Origin of the sequence: Pseudomonas putida, from assembly GCF_028682475.1 — a bacterium.
Taxonomy (GTDB): Bacteria; Pseudomonadota; Gammaproteobacteria; order Pseudomonadales; family Pseudomonadaceae; genus Aquipseudomonas; species Aquipseudomonas putida_AG.
In genome coordinates this window covers 19,433-39,723 of sequence record NZ_JANHLE010000020.1, presented here as the reverse complement: position 1 = coordinate 39,723, position 20,291 = coordinate 19,433, and the positions used below count along the sequence as shown (strand labels likewise).

General features: G+C 62.0%; 14 protein-coding genes, 1 tRNA gene and 4 pseudogenes. 10 read left to right on the top strand and 9 right to left on the bottom strand.

Annotated features, from left to right (window positions below; all coding sequences use genetic code 11):
• Positions 1-19 precede the first annotated feature (19 nt).
• Positions 20-907 (top strand): pseudouridine synthase, encoded by an 888-nt coding sequence (locus NPS47_RS17190; protein WP_274296018.1) that lies wholly within the window; start codon positions 20-22, stop codon positions 905-907.
• A gap of 40 nt (positions 908-947) precedes the next feature.
• On the opposite strand, the pseudogene NPS47_RS17185 reads toward NPS47_RS17190, so the two are convergent.
• The 3 genes and pseudogenes from NPS47_RS17185 to acnA all read right to left on the bottom strand — a co-directional run bounded on the left by NPS47_RS17185 (position 948) and on the right by acnA (position 5,608).
• Positions 948-2,503 (bottom strand): annotated as a pseudogene (locus tag NPS47_RS17185) (methyl-accepting chemotaxis protein).
• Positions 2,504-2,596: 93 nt separating this feature from the next.
• A pseudogene (locus NPS47_RS25650) lies at positions 2,597-2,704 on the bottom strand (CPBP family intramembrane glutamate endopeptidase); the annotation flags it as partial.
• Positions 2,705-2,866: 162 nt separating this feature from the next.
• Positions 2,867-5,608, bottom strand: coding sequence for an aconitate hydratase AcnA (acnA, locus tag NPS47_RS17180; protein ID WP_274296017.1), 2,742 nt, complete (start codon positions 5,606-5,608; stop codon positions 2,867-2,869).
• 252 nt (positions 5,609-5,860) lie between these two features.
• Between acnA and rlmM the strand changes: the two genes are divergently transcribed.
• Complete coding sequence (gene rlmM / locus NPS47_RS17175; RefSeq protein WP_274296016.1) at positions 5,861-6,925, top strand: 23S rRNA (cytidine(2498)-2'-O)-methyltransferase RlmM; 1,065 nt, start codon at positions 5,861-5,863, stop codon at positions 6,923-6,925.
• Positions 6,926-7,068: 143 nt separating this feature from the next.
• A complete protein-coding gene (tusA, locus tag NPS47_RS17170) occupies positions 7,069-7,311 on the top strand; it encodes a sulfurtransferase TusA (RefSeq protein ID WP_038608848.1) in 243 nt (80 codons plus the stop codon).
• Here the strand turns inward: tusA and NPS47_RS17165 are convergent.
• On the bottom strand, positions 7,308-8,714 hold the full coding sequence (locus tag NPS47_RS17165) for an MATE family efflux transporter (RefSeq protein ID WP_274296015.1): 1,407 nt from the start codon (positions 8,712-8,714) through the stop codon (positions 7,308-7,310). The two genes, tusA and NPS47_RS17165, sit on opposite strands and share 4 nt — an antisense overlap.
• A gap of 143 nt (positions 8,715-8,857) precedes the next feature.
• On the opposite strand from NPS47_RS17165, the gene pdxB reads away from it, so the two are divergent.
• Complete coding sequence (gene pdxB, locus NPS47_RS17160; RefSeq protein ID WP_274296014.1) at positions 8,858-10,000, top strand: 4-phosphoerythronate dehydrogenase PdxB; 1,143 nt, start codon at positions 8,858-8,860, stop codon at positions 9,998-10,000.
• 53 nt (positions 10,001-10,053) lie between these two features.
• Here pdxB and NPS47_RS17155 read toward each other — a convergent pair whose 3' ends face one another.
• The gene (locus tag NPS47_RS17155) at positions 10,054-10,227 is read right to left on the bottom strand and encodes a PA1571 family protein (protein ID WP_191831935.1); all 174 of its coding nucleotides are present in this window, start codon (positions 10,225-10,227) and stop codon (positions 10,054-10,056) included.
• 255 nt (positions 10,228-10,482) lie between these two features.
• On the opposite strand from NPS47_RS17155, the gene NPS47_RS17150 reads away from it, so the two are divergent.
• The 4 genes and pseudogenes from NPS47_RS17150 (at position 10,483) to mqo (ending at position 16,069) form a co-directional block, all read left to right on the top strand.
• The gene (locus tag NPS47_RS17150; protein ID WP_425313523.1) at positions 10,483-12,255 is read left to right on the top strand and encodes an ABC transporter transmembrane domain-containing protein; all 1,773 of its coding nucleotides are present in this window, start codon (positions 10,483-10,485) and stop codon (positions 12,253-12,255) included.
• Positions 12,256-12,416: 161 nt separating this feature from the next.
• A pseudogene (locus tag NPS47_RS25795) lies at positions 12,417-13,196 on the top strand (HAMP domain-containing protein); the annotation flags it as partial.
• A gap of 117 nt (positions 13,197-13,313) precedes the next feature.
• Complete coding sequence (locus NPS47_RS25790; RefSeq protein ID WP_425313522.1) at positions 13,314-14,081, top strand: methyl-accepting chemotaxis protein; 768 nt, start codon at positions 13,314-13,316, stop codon at positions 14,079-14,081.
• Positions 14,082-14,470: 389 nt separating this feature from the next.
• Entirely contained in the window at positions 14,471-16,069 is a 1,599-nt protein-coding gene (mqo, locus tag NPS47_RS17140) for a malate dehydrogenase (quinone) (RefSeq protein ID WP_038608854.1), read from the top strand.
• A gap of 117 nt (positions 16,070-16,186) precedes the next feature.
• Here the strand turns inward: mqo and NPS47_RS17135 are convergent, their stop codons facing one another.
• From NPS47_RS17135 to NPS47_RS17125, 3 genes are all read right to left on the bottom strand, one after another.
• Positions 16,187-16,549: a glycine zipper domain-containing protein gene (locus NPS47_RS17135; RefSeq protein ID WP_157191826.1), complete on the bottom strand. Its 363-nt coding sequence runs from the start codon at positions 16,547-16,549 to the stop codon at positions 16,187-16,189.
• Positions 16,550-16,710: 161 nt separating this feature from the next.
• A tRNA-Pro gene (locus NPS47_RS17130) sits at positions 16,711-16,787 on the bottom strand.
• Between the two features lie 64 nt (positions 16,788-16,851).
• Positions 16,852-17,073, bottom strand: a complete 222-nt coding sequence (locus tag NPS47_RS17125; RefSeq protein ID WP_038608856.1) for a YgdI/YgdR family lipoprotein — start codon at positions 17,071-17,073, stop codon at positions 16,852-16,854.
• Between the two features lie 192 nt (positions 17,074-17,265).
• Between NPS47_RS17125 and moaB the strand changes: the two genes are divergently transcribed.
• Positions 17,266-17,805: a molybdenum cofactor biosynthesis protein B gene (gene moaB / locus NPS47_RS17120; RefSeq protein WP_274296011.1), complete on the top strand. Its 540-nt coding sequence runs from the start codon at positions 17,266-17,268 to the stop codon at positions 17,803-17,805.
• Positions 17,806-19,015, top strand: a pseudogene (gene glp / locus NPS47_RS17115) (gephyrin-like molybdotransferase Glp); the annotation flags it as partial.
• On the opposite strand, the gene NPS47_RS17110 reads toward glp, so the two are convergent.
• Complete coding sequence (locus NPS47_RS17110; RefSeq protein WP_274296010.1) at positions 19,004-20,251, bottom strand: glycosyltransferase family 4 protein; 1,248 nt, start codon at positions 20,249-20,251, stop codon at positions 19,004-19,006. The pseudogene glp and the gene NPS47_RS17110 overlap by 12 nt on opposite strands.
• Positions 20,252-20,291 lie beyond the last annotated feature (40 nt).

Sequence of the window (20,291 nt, the reverse complement as noted above, 5' to 3'; positions counted from 1 at the left end):
ATCTGTCACGAGCGTTTCCATGGCCATTGCCCCTTTCGTTCCGGCCCAGCATCAAGCCAGCACGGTCTGCCTGCCACCTGGCAACTGGGCGACCGTGCTCGATTGCCTGAGCGAGCATTTCAAAGCCATCGGGCGCGAGCAATGGCTTGACCGGATTGCCCGGGGGCGAGTGCTGGATGCCCAGGGTGAACCGATCACTGCGGCGCTGGCTTACAAGCCGGGACTGCGCATCCACTATTTCCGTGAAGTACCCAACGAGAAGCCGATCCCGTTCGAAGAGCAGATCCTGCATGTCGACGAGCATCTGGTGGTGGCCGACAAACCGCATTTCCTGCCCGTCACACCTACGGGCGAATATGTCGAACATACCTTGTTGCGGCGGCTGATTCGCCGCCTGGACAATCCGCACCTGGTGCCGTTGCATCGTATTGATCGGCATACCGCCGGGCTGGTGATGTTTTCCGCCAACCCCCAGAGCCGATCAGCCTATCAATCGCTGTTTCCCAACCGGCAGATCGACAAGCGCTACCAGGCGATTGCCCGGGCCTTGCCGCAGCTTGAATTTCCGTTGACGCACAAAAGCCGCATGGTCAGTGGCGAGCCGTTCTTCCGTATGCAGGAGGTCGAAGGGCAGAGCAATAGCGAGACCCTGGCTGAGGTGCTGGAGAAGCACGGTGAACTCTGGCGTTATGGCCTGTCGCCGATCACTGGCAAGACCCACCAGTTGCGTGTGCACATGACAGCGCTGGGCGCGAGTATCTGCAACGATCCTTTTTATCCACAGGTGCTGCAGGAGCAGGATGACTACAGCAAACCGCTGAAGTTGTTGGCGCAGAGCTTGCGCTTCAAGGATCCGCTGAGCGGCGAAGAGCGGTTTTTCGAAAGCCGGCTGACGCTCGACTGGTAAGGCGGGAATCGGCGCACCCGCAAGCGGGTGCGCCGTTTTTTCAACGATTGAAGCGCTCGACCAGCGAGTACTGAGTGGTCGCGGTGCGCGTCAGTTCTTCGCTGAGCAAGGCCGAATGCTGGGCCTGCTCGGACGTCTGGTCAGCCAGCTCGGCTATGGTGCTGATGTTGCGGCTGATCTCGTCGGCGACCGCCGTCTGCTCTTCGGTGGCAGCCGCGATCTGGGTGGCCATGTCAGTGATGTTGGCCACCGCTTCGCTGATACCGACCAGTGCCTGGTCTGCTTCCATCACCCGCGCCACGCCTTCTTCAGCCTGGCGATGACCCGATTCCATGGTTTGTACGGCATTGCTGGCAGTTTGCTGCAGCTTGGCGATCAGGCCGTGAATCTGCCCGGTCGATTCGCTGGTGCGCTGGGCCAGCTGACGAACTTCATCCGCCACTACGGCAAAGCCGCGGCCCATCTCGCCAGCTCGCGCGGCTTCAATGGCGGCGTTGAGCGCCAGCAAGTTGGTCTGGTCGGCAATGCCTTTGATCACATCGACCACGCCGCCGATTTCATCGCTGTCGCGCGCCAGTTGGGTGACAGTCAGGCCGGTTTCGCCGACAGCCGCCGGATGGCTTCGCGGGTTTCCCCGGCAATGTCACGGCCACGACCGGTCAGGCGATTGGCTTCCTGGGTGGCGTCGGCGGTGCGCTGCACGTGGTTGGCCACTTCCTGGGTGGTGGCGGCCATCTGGTTGACTGCGGCGGCGACCTGTTCGGTCTCGACCCGTTGCCGCTCCAGGCCCGATGAACTGTTGTGGGCCAGGGTATCGGACTGTCGGGCCTGCTCGTTGAGGTGTTCTGCGGTGTCCTGCAGTCGGGTCAGGCAGGTCTTCATCCGTGCATCCTGACTGAGCATGGCCATTTCCAGACGTGCCTGGACGCCGCGGCTGTCGGTGTACATCTGCGCAATCAACGGGTCGGAGGTGGACTGCTCGGCCAGGCGCAGCAGACGCTTGAGGCCACGTTGCTGCCAGCTCAAGCCCATCAGGCCGAGAGGCACCGACAGGGCAGCGGCCAAGGCGAAGCCCCAGGAGTGGCCCAGCCAGTTACCGATCAGGAAACCGACCTGGCTGACCAGAATGAACGGAAGCCAGTCCTGCACCACCGGCAGCCACTTGTCGCGACGCGGGATCGCCGGACGGCCCTGGTTGATGCGCTGGTACAACGCCTCGGCCCGACGGACCTGCTCGGCAGTCGGCTTGACCCGCACCGATTCAAAGCCAACCACCTGGTTGTTTTCGAACACCGGGGTGACGTAGGCGTTGACCCAGTAATGGTCACCGCTCTTGCACCGGTTCTTGACGATGCCCATCCATGGTAAGCCTTGCTTGAGCGTGGCCCACATGTGCGCGAACACCGCAGGCGGGACGTCCGGATGGCGCACCAGGTTGTGCGGTGCGCGCATCAGCTCTTCGCGGGAAAAACCGCTGATCTCGACGAAGGCGTCGTTGCAATAGGTGATCACACCCTTGGTATCGGTAGTCGAGATCAAGCGTTGTTGAGCTGGGAAAGTCCGTTCGCGCTGGGTTATTGGCTGGTTATTACGCATTAGCTGTTCAATCCGCAAGGCTTTCGAGGGTTATCGGCAGCGTGGGGGGTTTGTTGAATGATATTTTGCAAAAGTCAGCAAGTGACCGCCTGTTCACGAAGGTATCAGCATCGGATAGGTAAAACCGGCGAAATGTGCCAGGTTCAGACCGAAATGTCAGAGTACTGCGGTGATCAAGCCGCCGTAGCGGTAAGCCAGGCCATTAGGCATGCAGATTCCATTATTCGGTGAAAATGTGAGGTCTACGACTCCCCTGGCGTCACCCAGGACACGCATGCCTGCAGTCTCACCGCTTGCAACAGGCGCTTGCCGCGAGCGGAGCAAATCGGCAAAGGCCCGGCCACAAAGGGCCGGGCCGGTGATTCAGGCTGCGATCAATTGTCGCAGTACATAGTGCAGAATGCCGCCCGATTTGAAGTACTCCACTTCGTTAAGGGTATCGATCCGGCACAGCACTTCGATCTGCTCCTGGCGGCCATCGGGACGAGTGATTTTCAGGCTCAGGTTCATGTGCGGCTGGATCTGTGCGCTGCTCAAGCCGAGAATGTCGATTCGTTCGCTGCCATCCAGGCCCAGGTTCTTGCGGGTCTGTCCGGCAAGGAACTGCAGCGGCAATACCCCCATGCCCACCAGGTTGGAGCGGTGAATTCGCTCGAAACTTTCTGCCAGCACCGCCTTGATGCCCAACAGGTTGGTGCCTTTAGCCGCCCAGTCGCGGCTGGAGCCGGTGCCGTATTCCTGTCCGGCAATCACCACCAGCGGCGTACCGTCAGCCTGGTAACGCATGGCTGCATCGTAGATCGCCATCTTCTCGCCGCTCGGTACATACAGGGTGTTGCCACCTTCTTCGCCGCCAAGCATTTCGTTGCGGATGCGGATATTGGCGAAGGTGCCGCGCATCATCACTTCATGGTTGCCGCGGCGTGAGCCGTAGGAGTTGAAGTCGCGTGGCTCCACGCCTTTGTCGCGCAGATAGCGGCCGGCCGGGCTGTCGGCCTTGATGTTGCCGGCCGGGGAGATGTGGTCGGTGGTCACCGAGTCGCCCAGCAAGGCCAGGATCCGCGCGCCGTGAATGTCCTCGATGACCGGCAAGGGACCGGTGATGTCATCGAAGAACGGCGGGTGCTGGATATAGGTGGAGTCGTCCTGCCAGACGTAGGTGGCCGCCTGCGGTACTTCGATCGCTTGCCATTGGGCATCGCCGGCGAAGACTTCGGCATATTCCTTGTGGAACATCGCGGTATTGACGCTGGCGACCGCCGCCGCGATTTCCTGCTGGCTGGGCCAGATGTCCCGCAGGTACACCGGCTGGCCATCCTTGCCGGTACCCAGTGGTTCGCTGCTCAGGTCCAGGCGCACGCTCCCGGCCAGGGCATAGGCCACCACCAGCGGTGGCGACGCCAGCCAGTTGGTTTTCACCAGCGGGTGCACGCGCCCTTCGAAGTTGCGGTTGCCCGACAGTACCGAGGCGACGGTGAGGTCGGCGCCGGTGATGGCTTTCTCGATGGCGTCGTCCAGCGGCCCGGAGTTACCGATGCAGGTGGTGCAGCCATAGCCGACCAGGTCGAAGCCCAGTTCGTCCAGGTATTCCGTCAGGCCTGCCGCCTTGTAGTAGTCGGTGACCACCTTGGAGCCGGGGGCCAGTGAGCTTTTCACCCAGGGTTTGCGTTTCAGGCCTTTCTCGACGGCCTTTTTCGCCACCAGGCCGGCGGCCATCATCACGCTGGGGTTGGAGGTGTTGGTGCAGGAAGTAATGGCGGCAATTACCACCGCGCCATCGCGTAAAACATGCTGCTGGCCCTCGTGTTCATAGCTGACCTCGCCAGCCTGGTCGGCATTGCCCACAGCGACGCCACCACCGCCTTCACTTTCTAAACGGCCGACATCCTTGGCCGAGACGCGCAGTTGCAAGCCGAGGAAACTGTCAAAAGCCTGGCTGACCTGCGACAGGGAAACCCGGTCCTGAGGGCGCTTGGGACCGGCCAGGCTGGCTTCGACTTCGTGCATGTCCAGGGCCAGGGTGTCAGTGAACTCCGGCTCCTGGCCAGGCAAGCGCCACAGGCCTTGTTCCTTGCAGTAGGCCTCAACCAGTTGCACTGTTTCTTCGGTGCGACCCGACAGGCGCAGGTAATCCAGAGTCACCTGATCGACCGGGAAAAAGCCGCAGGTGGCGCCATATTCCGGGGCCATGTTGGCAATGGTGGCGCGGTCGGCCAGCGGCAGATCAGCCAGACCATCACCATAGAACTCGACGAATTTGCCGACTACGCCTTTCTTGCGCAGCATCTGCGTGACGGTCAGCACCAGGTCGGTGGCGGTGATGCCTTCGCGCAGCTTGCCGGTCAACTTGAAGCCGATGACTTCCGGAATCAGCATCGATACCGGCTGGCCGAGCATGGCCGCCTCGGCTTCGATGCCGCCGACGCCCCAGCCGAGCACGCCAAGGCCGTTGATCATGGTGGTGTGTGAGTCGGTACCGACCAGGGTGTCGGGGAAGGCATAGGTGCGACCGTCTTCTTCGCGGGTCCAGACGGTGCGGCCCAGGTATTCGAGGTTGACCTGGTGGCAGATGCCGGTGCCCGGTGGCACCACGCTGAAGTTGTCGAAGGCATTCTGGCCCCAGCGCAGGAAGGCGTAGCGTTCGCCGTTGCGTTGCATTTCGATGTCGACGTTCTGGGCGAAGGCTTGTTGGCTGGCGTAGCGGTCGACCATCACCGAGTGGTCGATCACCAGGTCCACCGGCGACAGCGGATTGATCCGCTGCGGGTCACCACCGGCCTTGGCCATGGCGGCGCGCATGGCCGCCAGGTCGACCACGGCGGGGACGCCGGTGAAATCCTGCATCAGTACCCGCGCCGGGCGGTACTGGATCTCGCGGTCGGAGCGGCGTTCCTTGAGCCAGTCGGCCAGCGCGCTGAGGTCTGCACCCGTGACAGTCTTGCCGTCCTCCCAGCGCAGCAGGTTTTCCAGCAGGACCTTCAGCGACATCGGCAGGCGCTGCAGATCGCCGAGATGCTTGGCAGCTTCGGTCAGGCTGAAGTAGTGATACGGACGGTTGGCGACCGTCAGGGTCTTGAGGGTTTTCAGGCTATCGATCGAGGGCATTACCAACTCCTTCTGCGTAGGTGTCCGGCGATCTTCCTTGCTGTCGCCGATTCACGCCTCTGTGACGGTCCGCACGGCACGGACCTGGCTGAGCGGTCAGGTTAGACCTGTTTGGCGCACCTGACCAAGTACTGGACCGGCGGGGCATGTCGCCGGTTCCGAACTTGCTTTATCATTCGCGCATTTGCCGGGGCAGTGCATTGCGCCCGGTCAGGGTTGGGGCCATTGGCCGCCAGCCGTCCTGGAGTGAAGATGAATACCCTGTTTATGCATTGCCGGCCCGGCTTCGAAAGTGAAGTCTGTGCCGAAATCGCCGAGCATGCCGCCCGGCTGGAAGTTGCCGGCTACGCCAAGGCCAAACCGCAGAGCGCCTGTGCCGAATTCATCTGCAACGATGGCGAAGGCGCCGAACGCCTGATGCGTGAACTGCGCTTTGCGCAACTGATTTTCCCCCGCCAGTGGGCGCGCGGTAGTTTCATCGAACTGCCAGAAACCGACCGTATCAGTGTGCTGCTCGAATCCCTGGGCGACTATCCGGTGTTCGGTAGCGTATGGCTGGAGGTGATGGACACCAATGACGGCAAAGAGCTGTCGACCTTCTGCCGCAAGTTCGAGGTACCGTTGCGCAAGGCGCTGACCAAGGCTGGACGCCTGGTTGAGGACCCGGGCAAGCCGCGGCTGCTGCTGACTTTTGTCAGTGGTCGGCGGGTATTTGTTGGCGTTGCCGCTGCGGACAATTCGGCCATGTGGCCAATGGGTATCCCGCGCCTGAAGTTTCCGCGTGAAGCGCCGAGCCGCTCGACCCTCAAGCTGGAGGAGGCCTGGCATCATTTCATTCCCCGTGAGCAATGGGATGCACGGCTGTCCGATGACATGACCGGTGTTGACCTCGGCGCAGCGCCGGGTGGCTGGACCTACCAGCTGGTCAAACGCGGCATGCTGGTGACCGCCATCGACAACGGCCCGATGGCCGAGAGCCTGATGGACACCGGCCTGGTCCAGCACCTGATGGCTGACGGCTTTACCTACAAGCCGAAGCAGACGGTGGACTGGATGGTCTGCGATATCGTCGAGAAGCCGGCGCGCAGTGCAGCGTTGCTGGAGACCTGGTTGGGCGAAGGCCTGTGCCGGGAGGCGGTGGTCAACCTCAAGCTGCCGATGAAACAGCGCTATGCCGAAGTGCGCCGCTTGCTGGAGCGGATCGAAGAGGGGTTCAAGGCGCGCAAGGTCAAGGTCTCGATTGGCTGCAAGCAGCTGTATCACGACCGCGAAGAGGTGACCTGCCACTTGCGCCGCCTGGATCTGAAACCGCGCTGAATTGATCGCTGGCAAGGCCAGCTCCCACAGAAATGGCATGCACTGTAACTAATGTGGGAGCCGGCCTTGCCGGCGATGAGGCCCTCAGGGATGACCCCGCAGCCTGGTTGAGCGACAATAGCTGATTGTTTCCGGAGTTCTACATGACCGATTTCACCCCAGACGCCATCCTCGACGCTACCGGCCTCAACTGCCCGGAACCGGTGATGATGTTGCACCAGCACGTGCGCGACCTGGCTGCCGGTGGCCTGCTCAAGGTGATCGCTACCGATCCGTCGACCCGTCGCGATATCCCCAAGTTCTGCGTGTTCCTCGGCCATGAACTGGTCCAGCAACAGGAAGACGCCGGCACCTACCTGTACTGGATCCGCAAGAAGCTCGACTAGGTGCGCTGCGCCCGGCGAATGTGTTTGCCACTGCTGCGCGCCAGGCGGATCGACAGCATCAAGGCCGCGCAGGTCAAGCCGGCGATCAGGCCTTCCCACAAGCCGTTGGGGCCGCTGGCCGGGCCGAAATAGTCGGTCAGGCCGAGTACGTAACCCACCGGCAGACCGATGCCCCAGTAGGCGAACAGGGTCAGGATCATGGTTACCCGGGTGTCCTGGTAGCCACGCAGGGCACCGGCTGCGATCACCTGGATGGCGTCGGAGAACTGATAGAGCGCGGCATACACGATCAGCATCGCGGCAATCTGGATAACCGCCGTGTCCGGGGTGTAGATCGAGGCGATCGGCTCGCGCATCAGCAGGATCAGGCTCGCCGAGAAACAGGCGAACACCAGGGCGGCGGCCAGTCCCACCAGCGCAGCAAAGCGCGCCTGGCGTGGCTCGCCGGCACCGATTGCCTGACCCACACGTACCGTCACCGCCATCCCCAGTGAATATGGAATCATGAACAGCAGCGAACTGATGTTCAGGGCGATCTGGTGGCCGGCCACCACGGTCGGGCCGAGGCTGCCGATCAGCAGGGCGATCACTGCGAAGATGCTCGACTCGGCGAACACCGCGATGCCGATTGGCAGGCCAACGCCCATCAGGCGTTTGATCACCGGCCATTGCGGTCGCTCAAAACGGACCAGTACCCGGCTGCTCTGGTAGGCCGGGGCCCAACGGGTCCAGGCGGCCATGCTCAGGGCCATGAACCACATGACGATGCCGCTGGCCCAGCCACAGCCAACGCCACCGAGGGCAGGCAGGCCGAAGTGACCGTAGATCAGGATGTAGTTCAGCGGAATATTCAGCAGCAGGCCCAGGCAGCCAATGACCATGCTCGGACGGGTGCGGCCGAGGCCGTCGCTGTAGCAGCGCAGCACGTAGTAGAGGGCGATGCCGGGGAAGCCGAAGGCAATACCTTGCAGGTAGCCCATGCTCGGTTCGACCAGTTGCGGGTCGACCTTCATTACTTGGAGGATCGGTTCGGCGCTGATCAGCAGACCACTGGCAATCAGGCTGACCGCGACGGCCAGCCACAAGGCCTGGCGCACCAGTGGTCCGATTTCACCATGCTGCCCGGCACCAAAGCGTTGCGCCACCTTGGGCGTAGTGGCCAGCAGGATGCCGGTCATCAGCAGGAACACCGGAATCCAGATCGAGTTGCCCAATGCCACCGCCGCCAGGTCGCGCGGGCTGACCCGGCCGGCCATGACCGCATCGACGAAGCCCATGGCGGTGGTGGCCAGCTGGGCAATGATGATCGGTGTCGCCAGCAGCAACAGGCTGCGCAATTCGGCGCGTACGCGAGCGGAGCGGGACAGGGGAGGGGAAAGGGTGTTGCAGGTCTGAGGTGTCACAAGACAGGTGTCCAAAAAGGTGCGCAAAGCCGCCTAGTCTACGCTTTGACGCATTGGTCAGGAAATCCACCCGGCGCTTTTGTCTGCGGCTGGATTAGCGCCCCTGCATGGGCCTACACTGCGCACCCCGATAGGAGAGCGCCATGCTGATTGTTGCCGACGAGAATATTCCGCTGCTCGATGCCTTCTTTGCAGGTTTTGGCGAAATCCGCCGCTATCCAGGCCGCGCCATTGACGCCGCCTGTGTGAAGGACGCCGACGTCCTTCTGGTGCGCTCGGTGACCCGGGTCGACCAGGCGCTGCTTGAGGGCAGCAAGGTCCGTTTCGTCGGCACTTGCACCATCGGTACCGATCACCTGGCGCTGGACTACTTCGCCCAGGCCGGGATCCACTGGTCCAGTGCACCGGGCTGCAATGCCCGTGGGGTGGTCGACTATGTGCTGGGCAGCTTGCTGACCCTGGCCGAACTCGATGGCGCCGACTTGCCTGGCCGTACCTACGGTGTGGTTGGCGCAGGTGAGGTGGGCGGGCGTCTGGTTGAGGTGTTGCGCGGGCTGGGCTGGAAGGTGCTGGTGTGTGATCCGCCGCGCCAGGCCCGTGAAGGCGGCGATTACGTCAGCCTGGAAACGGTTCTCGCCGAGTGTGATGTGATCAGTCTGCATACCCCGCTGACCCGCCAGGGCGAACATGCCACCTGGCATTTGCTCGACAGCGAGCAACTGGCGGTGCTGCGTCCGGGAGCCTGGCTGATCAACGCCAGCCGGGGACCGGTGATCGACAACGCTGCCCTGCGTGAGCTGTTGCTGGAGCGTGAAGATGTGCTGGCAGTGCTGGATGTCTGGGAAGGTGAACCGCAGGTCGACCTCGAGCTGGCCGACCTCTGCGTGCTGGCCACCCCGCACATCGCTGGCTACAGCCTGGATGGCAAGCAGCGCGGCACTGCGCAGATCTACCAGGCCTTCTGTGCCTGGCGCGGTGAGCCTGCAGCGGTGTTGCTGGAGGACCTGTTGCCCCAGCCCTGGCTAGCCGAGATCGGCCTGCAAGCGGAAACCGACCCGGCCTGGGCCCTGGCCACCTTGTGCCGGGCGGTGTATGACCCGCGCCGCGATGATGCCGATTTCCGCCGCAGCCTCAGCACTGATGTGCTTGAGCAGAAGGCCGCGTTTGATGCCTTGCGTAAGTACTATCCGCCACGTCGCGAGATTGAGGGGCTCATGGTGCGTCTGCATGGGGACGCACCCGACCTGGCACAGATGGTCCGGGCTCTGGGTGGCGTGTTGCTGTAAAACACAGGCAATAAAAACCCGGCGCTTGCGCCGGGTTGAAGAATTCGTCTGGTTCAGTCTTTCTTGGCGGGGTCTTTGCGGCTTTGCTCCAGCTTTTGGCAGGCCTCTTGGACCATCGCTTCGGTGATGGTGATCTCTTTGCCATCCGGGCCGATGATCGAGCCGCCGACAGGTGTCTGCGGGTTCGGCGCGGTTTTGGGCTGGGTATTGCCTTGTTGCAAACTCATTTCCTGTCTCCTCATCAGGTTGCAAGCTCAGACTAGAATCGCCTAGTGACCGAGCTATGACAGCTCCTTCGGTTATCACTGTACGACCCTTCCAGTCGACCAGAAAGCCGAGTAAACCTCCAGTGCTGCGTTAGAACGAAACGGTCTAGTGATCGGTGGCGCAAACCTAAGAAGCGATTATTTGCCTGGCGTTCCTTGGCGCAGGACGAGCGGTCAGGTGTACGCTGGGCAAAACCGCTGATGTCTGGTCCCGCCATGCTCAATCGCTTTTCCCCTCGCCAGCGTCAGGCCATGCGTCTGGGCTGGCGCTTCATTCGCCCGTATCGCAAACAGGTCCTGCTGGCCTTGCTCGCCCTGGTCGTTACTGCCGGCATCACCTTGTCCTTGGGGCAGGGTATCCGCCTGTTGGTCGATCAGGGCTTCATGACCCGTTCACCGCAGCTGCTCAATCAGTCCATCGGTTTTTTCCTGATGCTGGTGCTGGCCTTGGCCATTGGCACGTTCAGCCGCTTTTACCTGGTGTCGTGGATTGGTGAGCGCTGTGTGGCCGATATCCGTCAGCAAGTGTTTGATCATCTGATTTACCTTCACCCTGGCTTTTTCGAGAGCAATCGCAGTTCTGAGATCCAGTCACGGCTCACCGCCGACACCACTTTGCTGCAATCGGTGATCGGCTCGTCGTTGTCGATGTTCCTGCGTAATGCGCTGATGGTGTTCGGCGGGATCGTGCTGTTGTTTGTCACCAACCCCAAGCTCACCAGCATCGTGGTGCTGGCGTTACCGCTGGTGCTGGCGCCGATCCTGATTTTCGGGCGGCGGGTACGCAGCCTGTCGCGCCAGAGCCAGGACCGGGTGGCCGATGTCGGCAGCTACGTGGCCGAAACCCTCGGGCAGATCAAGACGGTACAGGCCTACAACCACCAGCCCAGCGATCAGCAACGTTTCGGCCACACGGTCGAGGCGGCCTTTACGGTCGCGCGCAAGCGCATCCTGCAGCGCGCCTGGCTGATCACCCTGGTAATCGTGCTGGTGCTCGGGGCCGTGGGGGTGATGCTCTGGGTCGGTGGCATGGATGTCATTGCCGGACGCATTTCTGCGGGTGAACTGGCGGCCTTCGTCTTCTATAGCCTGATCGTCGGCGGTGCTTTCGGCACCCTCAGTGAGGTGATCGGCGAACTGCAACGCGCCGCCGGCGCGGCGGAACGGATTGCCGAGTTGCTGGCTGCGCGCAGCGAAATCAGCGCACCGGCACAGGGGCTGGTGCGCACGGCACCGCGGGTCAGCGGTCGGCTTGAGCTTCGCGATGTACGCTTTGCCTACCCGTCGCGCCCTGAGCCTGCGGCGATCGACGGCTTGAGCCTGATCGTCGAGCCTGGGGAAACACTGGCACTGGTCGGGCCCTCGGGGGCGGGTAAGTCGACCCTGTTTGACCTGCTGCTGCGTTTTTATGACCCCCAGCAAGGCCAGATCCTGCTCGATGATCAGGACGTGAGGCGCTTCGACCCGCAGGACCTGCGCCGACACTTCGCTCTGGTGGCGCAGAACCCGGCCCTGTTCTTCGGTACCGTGGAGGACAACATTCGTTACGGCCGTGCCGATGCCAGCGCTGCGCAGGTCGAAGCGGCCGCACGTAGTGCCCACGCTCATGAGTTCATCCTGCAGCTGCCGCAGGGCTATCAGACCCACCTGGGCGATGCCGGCCTGGGTTTGTCGGGCGGTCAGCGGCAACGCCTGGCCATTGCCCGGGCATTGCTGGTGGATGCGCCGATCCTGCTGCTGGACGAGGCCACCAGTGCCCTCGATGCCCAGAGCGAGCACCTGATCCAGCAGGCACTACCGACCCTGATGAGTGGGCGCACCACCCTGGTGATCGCTCACCGCCTGGCCACCGTGCAGCATGCCGATCGCATCGCGGTGATCGATCAGGGCCGGCTGGTCGCCATCGGCACGCACCGGCAATTGATCGCACAGAGCCCGTTGTATGCGCGGCTGGCGGCCCTGCAGTTCAACGTCGTGACGGAAATGTGACAGCGTCCTACAGGCTGTCACATTTCTGTAGCAATCCCCTGAGACTATCTGTTCCAGCTGTTGCGTAATGCTCGAATCTGGCTGCTATCGAATGATGGCAGCTTTTTTTTCGCCTGCGCCGGTTGCCAGTGAACGAGGACAGGGACGTCTTTGCCTGGTCGATGCAATCAAGCGTCGTTTCCTTCCTCCTTGTTCCGAGATTCCTTTCGATGTTGCGTAAATCCCTCAGAGTGCAAATCCTCGCGCTACTTGGTGGCAGCCTGTTGGCGATACTGATGATCGCGCTGGTCTGCTTTCAATTGCTGTCGTCCAGCGTGCGCGGTTACGGGCAATTGATCGACGGGCCATTGCAGGCCTCGCAATTGATTGACGAGGCCAATCTGCAGTTCAAGGTTCAAGTCCAGGAGTGGAAAAACGTGCTGTTGCGTGGTAAGCAACCGGCCGATCTGGACAAGTACTGGCAGCAGTTTCTTGCCCGTGAACAGCAGGTGCAGGGCATTCTTGACCAGTTGATCCAGGGCAGCGACGCAGCGCTGAAGGCGCGCGCCGAGCAGCTCAAGGAAAGCCATCGCCAGTTGGGCCAGGCATACGCGCAAGGGCGTCAGGCGTTTCTTGCCGCAGGTGCCGACCCGACTGCGGGCGACCAGGCGGTCAAGGGCGTGGATCGTGCGACCAGTGAGCAGATGAGCGAACTGGTCAGCCAACTACGCAGCGATGCTCAGGCACGTGCCCGGGCCATCAATCAGTCGGCAGAGCGCACCGTGTGGTTGGGGTTGCTGGTGATGTTCGCTTCGGCAGTGCTGGTCGGCCTGTTCAGCCTGTGGCTGGTTAACCGTAGTCTGATCGAGCCGATCCGTGGCCTGATCGACTATGTCGCACAACTGAGTCAGGGGCGTTTCGAGGCGCGGGTCGCCACTGACCGTCAGGATGAGCTGGGTCGTCTGGCCGTGGCCGCCAATACCTTGCGCGACTTCCTCGCCGATACGTTTACCCGCCTGCAGAGCAATGCCGGTGAGCTGGAAACCGCCAGTGGCGAATTGCGCAGCATTGCCGGTGGCATGGCCCGCGGCACCGATGACCAGTTCCAGCGTACCGACCAGGTGGCCACGGCGATGCACGAAATGTCCGCCACCGCTCAGGAAGTGGCACGCCATGCCGCTGAAGCCGCGCGCGCCGCCGATGATGCCGATCACGGTGCTCAGGCGGGCGAGCAGGTGATGCAGGCGACCATCGACACCATTGCCACGGTCAATCAGGAGATTGCCGGTACGGCGGCGGTGATTCGCCACCTGGAGGCCGACAGCGCCAGGATCGGCAAGGTGCTGGAGGTGATTCGCGGGATTGCCGAGCAGACCAATCTGCTGGCACTCAATGCCGCCATCGAGGCAGCGCGTGCGGGGGAGGCTGGTCGCGGCTTTGCCGTGGTCGCTGACGAAGTGCGCAGCCTGGCGCAGCGCACTGCCGCCTCGATTGCCGAGATCAACCAGATCATCAGTGCTGTGCAGTCCGGCGCTCTGGAGGCAGTCAAGGCCATTGAAAGCGGTCAGCAGCGCAGTGAGGAGGGCGCCGAGCAGGTTCAGCGGGCCGGGCAAATGCTGCAGCGCATCACCCTGGCGGTGGAAGCAATTCGCGACATGAACCGCCAGATCGCCACCGCCGCCGAAGAGCAGACCAGCGTGGCTGAAGACATTTCCCGCAACCTGGTGGAAATCACCCGCATCGCCACTGCCAATCAGCAGGCGGTGCAGCATACCGAGCAGGCCGGGCATCGCCTGCATGGCCTGTCGGGGCAGCTCGGCGAGGTCACCGCGCGGCTAAGCGCCTGAAAAAGGGGGAAATCCGCCACATTTCGCCCGGCAGGGGCGGGGATGTGGCGGATTGTCGCCAGAAAAACCGTTAAAGATGGGGTGCGACGACTCGTCCTAGCTATTAGCCGTTGGTCTTGCAAAAGTTGGCCTGTTTCGTGCTTAAAGGCGGTCAGGCCTAGGCCATGCAAGCACCCGGCGTCAGGCTTCAATGCCCATCGTCAGGGTGACGACCGTTTCCCGATCCATCGAACAACCCCAGCTGCCAACCATCGCCCGCGCGTCCAGGCTGCTTGCCTGAGCGCCGAGCCCCGCTAAGCTTTGGTCTGCGCGAGCAACAACAAGAATCCGGGCGTGCACAACGGGATGAGCGGTCATTGCCAATTACTTCACCTCAATTGGATTGAACTATGAAAAAGATCCTGCTGACGCTCCTATGCCTGAGTGTCATCGGTTGCTCCAAGCCCAGCGAGCCAGAGAAAAGCGTAGATGTACTGCTGATCGGCGGCGGCATCATGAGTGCAAGTCTGGGGACTTACCTCAATGAGCTGGAACCGACCTGGTCGATCGATATCTACGAGCGCCTGGACAAGGTCGCCGAAGAAAGCTCCAACGCCTGGAACAACGCCGGTACCGGCCACTCCGCTTTCTGCGAACTGAACTACACCAGCGAAGGTGCCGACGGCAAGATCGACATCAGCAAGGCGGTCGGGGTCAACGAGCAATTCGAGATCTCCAAGCAGTTCTGGGCCTACCAGGTCGAGCAGAACGTGCTGAGCAATCCGAAGTCGTTCATCAACAACGTGCCGCACATGAGCTTCGTCTGGGGCGACAAGAACGTCGAGTTCCTCAAGAAGCGTCATGAAGCCCTGCAGCACAGCTCGCTGTTCCGCGGCATGGAATACTCCGAAGACCACGCGCAGATCCAGAAGTGGGTGCCGATCGTGATGGAAGGCCGTGCTGCCGACCAGAAGATCGCCGCGACCCGCATGTCGATCGGTACCGACGTCAACTTCGGCGAGATCACCCGCCAGTTGATCGCCTCGCTGACCAAGCACGACAACGTCAAGCTGCACGTACAGCACGAAGTGCGTGACATCGTGCGCAACGCTGACAACACCTGGACCGTGGTCGTTGCCGACCTGGCCAACAAAGGCGTCGAGCGTAGCGTGAAGGCCAAGTTCGTCTTCATCGGTGCCGGTGGTGGCGCCCTGAAACTACTGCAGAAGTCCGGTATTCCTGAAGCCGAAGGCTATGCAGGCTTCCCGGTCGGCGGTCAGTTCCTGATGACTGACAACCAGGACATCGTTGCCCGCCACAAGGCCAAGCTGTACGGCAAGGCCTCGGTCGGTGCACCGCCAATGTCCGTTCCGCACCTGGACACCCGTGTGATCGACGGCAAGGAAGTGCTGCTGTTCGGCCCGTTCGCGACCTTCTCGACCAAGTTCCTCAAGAACGGATCGCTGCTGGACATGTTCGCGGCACTGACCACCCACAACATCATGCCGATGACCCACGCCGGTATCGACAACATCGACCTGAGCACCTACCTGATGGGTCAGTTGATGCTCAGCTTCGACGACCGTATGCAAGCGCTGCGTGAGTACTTCCCGAACGCCAAGAACGAAGACTGGAAACTGCTGCAGGCCGGTCAACGCGTTCAGGTGATCAAGAAGGATCCGGTCCACGGTGGTGTGCTGCAGTTCGGTACCGAAGTCGTGGCTGCCCAGGACGGCACCATCGCCGCGCTGCTGGGTGCATCGCCAGGTGCTTCGACCGCTGCGCCGATCATGCTCAGCGTGCTGGAGAAGACCTACAAGGATCGCATCAAGACCCCTGAGTGGCAGGCCAAGCTGAAGGAGATCGTTCCGACTTATGGTCAGAAGCTCAACAACAACCTTGAGCTGACCAACAAGACCCGTGAATGGAGCAGCTCGCGTCTGGGTCTGCTGTATGTTCCGGTACTGCCGGAAGAGACTGCTGCAGTACAGGCTGAGCCTGCACTGTAAAGGTTGAATCGGTAATAAAAATAGCCCCCTGTTCAGGGGGCTATTTTGTTCGTGGGACAAGCCTCACAGGTGTAGTTCAGCCTGTGGGAGCGGGCTTACCCCGCGATCAGCGCTGAATCAACGATGCTTGTCGGCATATTTGTTACCCAGTGCGCCACCGGCCGCGCCACCCAGGCCGGCACCGATCGCCGAGCCGGTGCTGCCACCGAGCTTGCCACCGATCAGCGAACCGCCAGCTGAACCCAGACCGCCACCAATGGCCGCCTCGGTCTTGTTGCCCTTCTTCGCGGCCATGGCGCCACCTGCCGCGCCACCGACGCCGGCACCAATCGCAGCGCCGGTGCTGCCGCCGAGCTGTTTCCCGACCACATTACCCAGTACACCACCCAGGCCGCCGCCCAGGGCAGTCTGGCCATCGCCGGCCACGGCGCCTTGCGCACACAGCAGGCCCAGTGTCAGGGCGGCAAGAGTCTTACGCATGTGTTTCAACCTCTGAGTTCGAAAGGCGCGCATTTTGCTGGGCCTGCCGCTGTTGCGCAATGCTGGCCAATGTAATTGAGGGAGGCTTGTCTGTGGGATCCCCAACAGGATTCTGAGATAGCAAAAAGCCCGCATGAAAGCGGGCTTTTTGTCGAGTGATCTGGTCGGAGAGACAGGATTCGAACCTGCGGCCTTCTCGTCCCGAACGAGACGCGCTACCTGGCTGCGCTACACTCCGATGGAGAAAATATTACTCAAAATTTTCTCCTCGACAAGCCCCCAGAGAGGGGCCGTCGCCGGTATCAGAGGTCCTTGACGGTACGCACCTGATCCTTGTTGATACGTGTACGTTTGCCATCGAGCTGTTCAAATTCGTAGAAACCCGATTCATCGTCATATTGCGGCGTGTCGACCGCCTGGATTTCGCGACCGTCGTTCAGAGTGATGACGGTTGGCGAGGAGCAACCAGCCAGAGTGCCCAGGCCCAGAGCGAGCAGGAAGGCGGGGAGGGTCCGTTGAATCATCATGTTTCTCCAGTAGAGGGTGGGGCGTAATGTCCTTGAGACGCATGGCGACGGCGCAAGTTCCTTGTCCATTGCAGCATAGCTACTGCGCAGCACTATTGATCGAGAGCACGCCCGGGCAGGACCATGGGCGCGGGCAGGGCGGGGCTGTGATATAACACCGGCCATACTCCCTCAATGGATCAAGGTCCCATGAAAGCCAAGGCAGATATACCTTTCGTGCCGCTGAACATCGCGGTGTTGACGGTCAGCGATACCCGTACCCTGGAAACCGACACCTCTGGCCAGGTATTTGTCGATCGCCTGACCGAGGCCGGTCACGGCCTCGCGGCACGGGTGCTGCTCAAGGACGATCTGTACAAGATTCGCGCCCAGGTCGCCACCTGGATTGCCGATGAACAGGTGCAGGTGGTGTTGATCACGGGCGGCACCGGCTTCACCGGTCGTGACAGTACCCCGGAGGCGGTTGCCTGCCTGCTGGATAAACAGGTCGATGGCTTCGGTGAGTTGTTCCGCCAGATCTCCTTGGCTGACATCGGTACGTCGACGGTTCAGTCGCGTGCCCTGGCCGGGTTGGCCAACGGTACCCTGGTCTGCTGCCTGCCCGGCTCGACCAATGCTGTGCGCACCGGCTGGGATGGCATCCTTGCCGAGCAGCTCGATGCCCGCCATCGCCCGTGCAACTTCGTGACCCATCTCAAGCAGGCCGAGCCCTGCGCCAGCCGTGGTTGAGGTGCCTGTGAACAAGCCGTTGATGCCGGTTGAAGACGCACTGGCACGCTTGCTGGCACTGGCTGAGTCCGCGCCCATCATCGAGACTGAGCAGGTAGCCCTGGCGCAGGCTGAGGGGCGGGTGCTGGCCGAGGCGCTGATTGCCAGCCTCGATCTGCCGCCTTGGCCCAACAGTGCCATGGACGGTTATGCTTTGCGCCTGGCCGACTGGCAGGGCGAGGCGTTGCCGGTCAGCCAGCGAATTTTCGCAGGTCATGCCCCTGAGCCGCTGCAACCAGGCACCTGTGCACGGATCTTCACCGGAGCACCGTTGCCGTTGGGTGCTGATTGTGTCGAGATGCAGGAGAACGCTGAGGTTCTGCAAGATCAGCGGGTGCGTTTCAACGAACCGCTGCGCGCCGGTCAGAATGTGCGCCCGCAAGGCCAGGAAACCCGGGTTGGCGAGTCGGTACTGGCGGCGGGTACGCGGCTGGGGCCGATCGAGCTGGGGCTGGCTGCAACGCTGGGCTGTGCCACGCTGACGGTGGTGCGCAGGGTCAAGGTGGCTGTGTTGTCCACCGGCGATGAGCTGGTGGAGCCGGGCTTGCCGCTGGGGCCAGGGCAGATCTATAACAGTAATCGGCGCCTGCTGGTCAGTTGGCTGCAGCGCCTGGGCTGTGAAGTGATCGATGCGGGGATTCTTGCTGACGACCTGCAAAAAACCCGTGATTGCCTGGCGGGTCTGGGTCAGGTCGATTTGATCCTCTCGACCGGTGGTGTTTCCGTGGGTGAGGCTGACTACCTTGGCCTGGCGTTGCGCGAAGCAGGCGAACTGGCACTCTGGAAGCTGGCAATCAAGCCCGGCAAGCCATTGACCTTCGGTCACTATAAAGGCGTGCCGGTGATCGGTTTGCCCGGCAATCCGGCGTCGACCCTGGTGACTTTCGGTCTGCTCACCCGCCCGTATCTGCTGCGCCGTCAGGGTGTGCAGGAGGTGACCCCGCTGCAGTTCCCGGTACCGGCTGGTTTCGACTGGCCCAAGGCCGGCAATCGTCGAGAGTACCTGCGCGCACGGTTGGATCAGGGGTGTGCGCAGATCTACAAGAACCAGAGTTCCGGCGTGCTGCGCAGCGCGGCCTGGGCCGAGGGCCTGGTGGAGGTCCGTGAGGGTACTACACTTGGCAAAGGCGATACTGTGCAGTTCATTCCCTTGAGTGAATTACTCGGTTGAGCGACCGAGCAACCCGTTGTTGCTCAGCTCGCTTATCGTCGGCGCGTGCTGGCTCAGGCGCGCATGCACGCTTTCCAGCTGGGCGGCGGCAATGCTCCAGTCATGCCGGTCACTGACGAACTGGCGTGCGGCATCCGACAACTGACGCATGCGCCAGGGCTGGTTGAGCAACTGGGTGATGAGCAAGGCCAGGTGATCGCCGTCGTCACTGCCCAGATAGTGTTCGCCGTGGGTCACTTGTAACCCGGATACCCCCTTGGTTGTGGTGACCACCGGCAATCCGGCAGCCATGGCCTCCAGCACCTTGATCTTCGAGCCGCCGCTATAGCGCATGGGGGCGAAGAATATCGCCGAACGGCGTTGCAGATCGCGCAAGTCAGGCAGGTAGCCGACCCATTCGATACGCGGGTCGCTCCAGCGCGATTTCCAGCTGTCCGGCAACGCATGTCCGACCACAGCCAGGCGCACCGCAGGGTTGCTCTGCCAGACTTGCGGGAGGATATCCTCCAGTGCCCACTCGATGGCTTCGAGACTGGCGCCGTACTCAAAATTGCCGACAAACAACAGGCGCTGACTGTGCGCAGACGGCTGGATATCCTGATAGTGCGCGCAATCCACGCCATTGATCACCAGTGAAGCGGGATTGCCGGTCAGGCGGCTGATGTGCTCGACATCCTTGGGGCTGACCGCCACCACTTCATGGGCCTGGCCCAGCACGCGGTTTTCCCAGCGCCGGTAGCGCCAGCGGTCGAAGGCATTGAACGGTCGCAGCCACAGCGGCAGGCGGTCATGGCAGGCGGCGCCGGAAACCGATTCGATAGTGTGTTCACTGAGGAGGAAGGGCAGGCGTCGCGCTTGCAGGGCCTTTTCGAAGGGCTGAAAGCTATAGCTGTGCTCGATCTGGATGACATCCCAGCGTTCTTCCAGCAGTTGTTCGAAGCAATGGCGCAGGTGCGGAGCCAGGCCGTTGACACTGGCTCGCATGGGATAGCCGGCATAGACCGCAGCCAGCAGGTTCAGTGGGCTGTGCAGAGGGCGCCTGGGTAACACGATCAGGCGTTCGAGCAGGGGCTCGAGCGCCTGGCGTGCCGCCTCGCTGGGCGGGATTTTCGACTGCACCAGCAGGGTGATCTGGTGGCCACGCTGCGCCAGGCTGCGCAGCAGGTGGTATTGCCGGGTTTTGCCGCCGCTGGTGGTTGGCCAGGGCAGGTAAGGCAGTGTCCAGAGTACGCGCATGACCCCTTTCCTCTGTTACCAGGCGGGTAACGGCATGCAG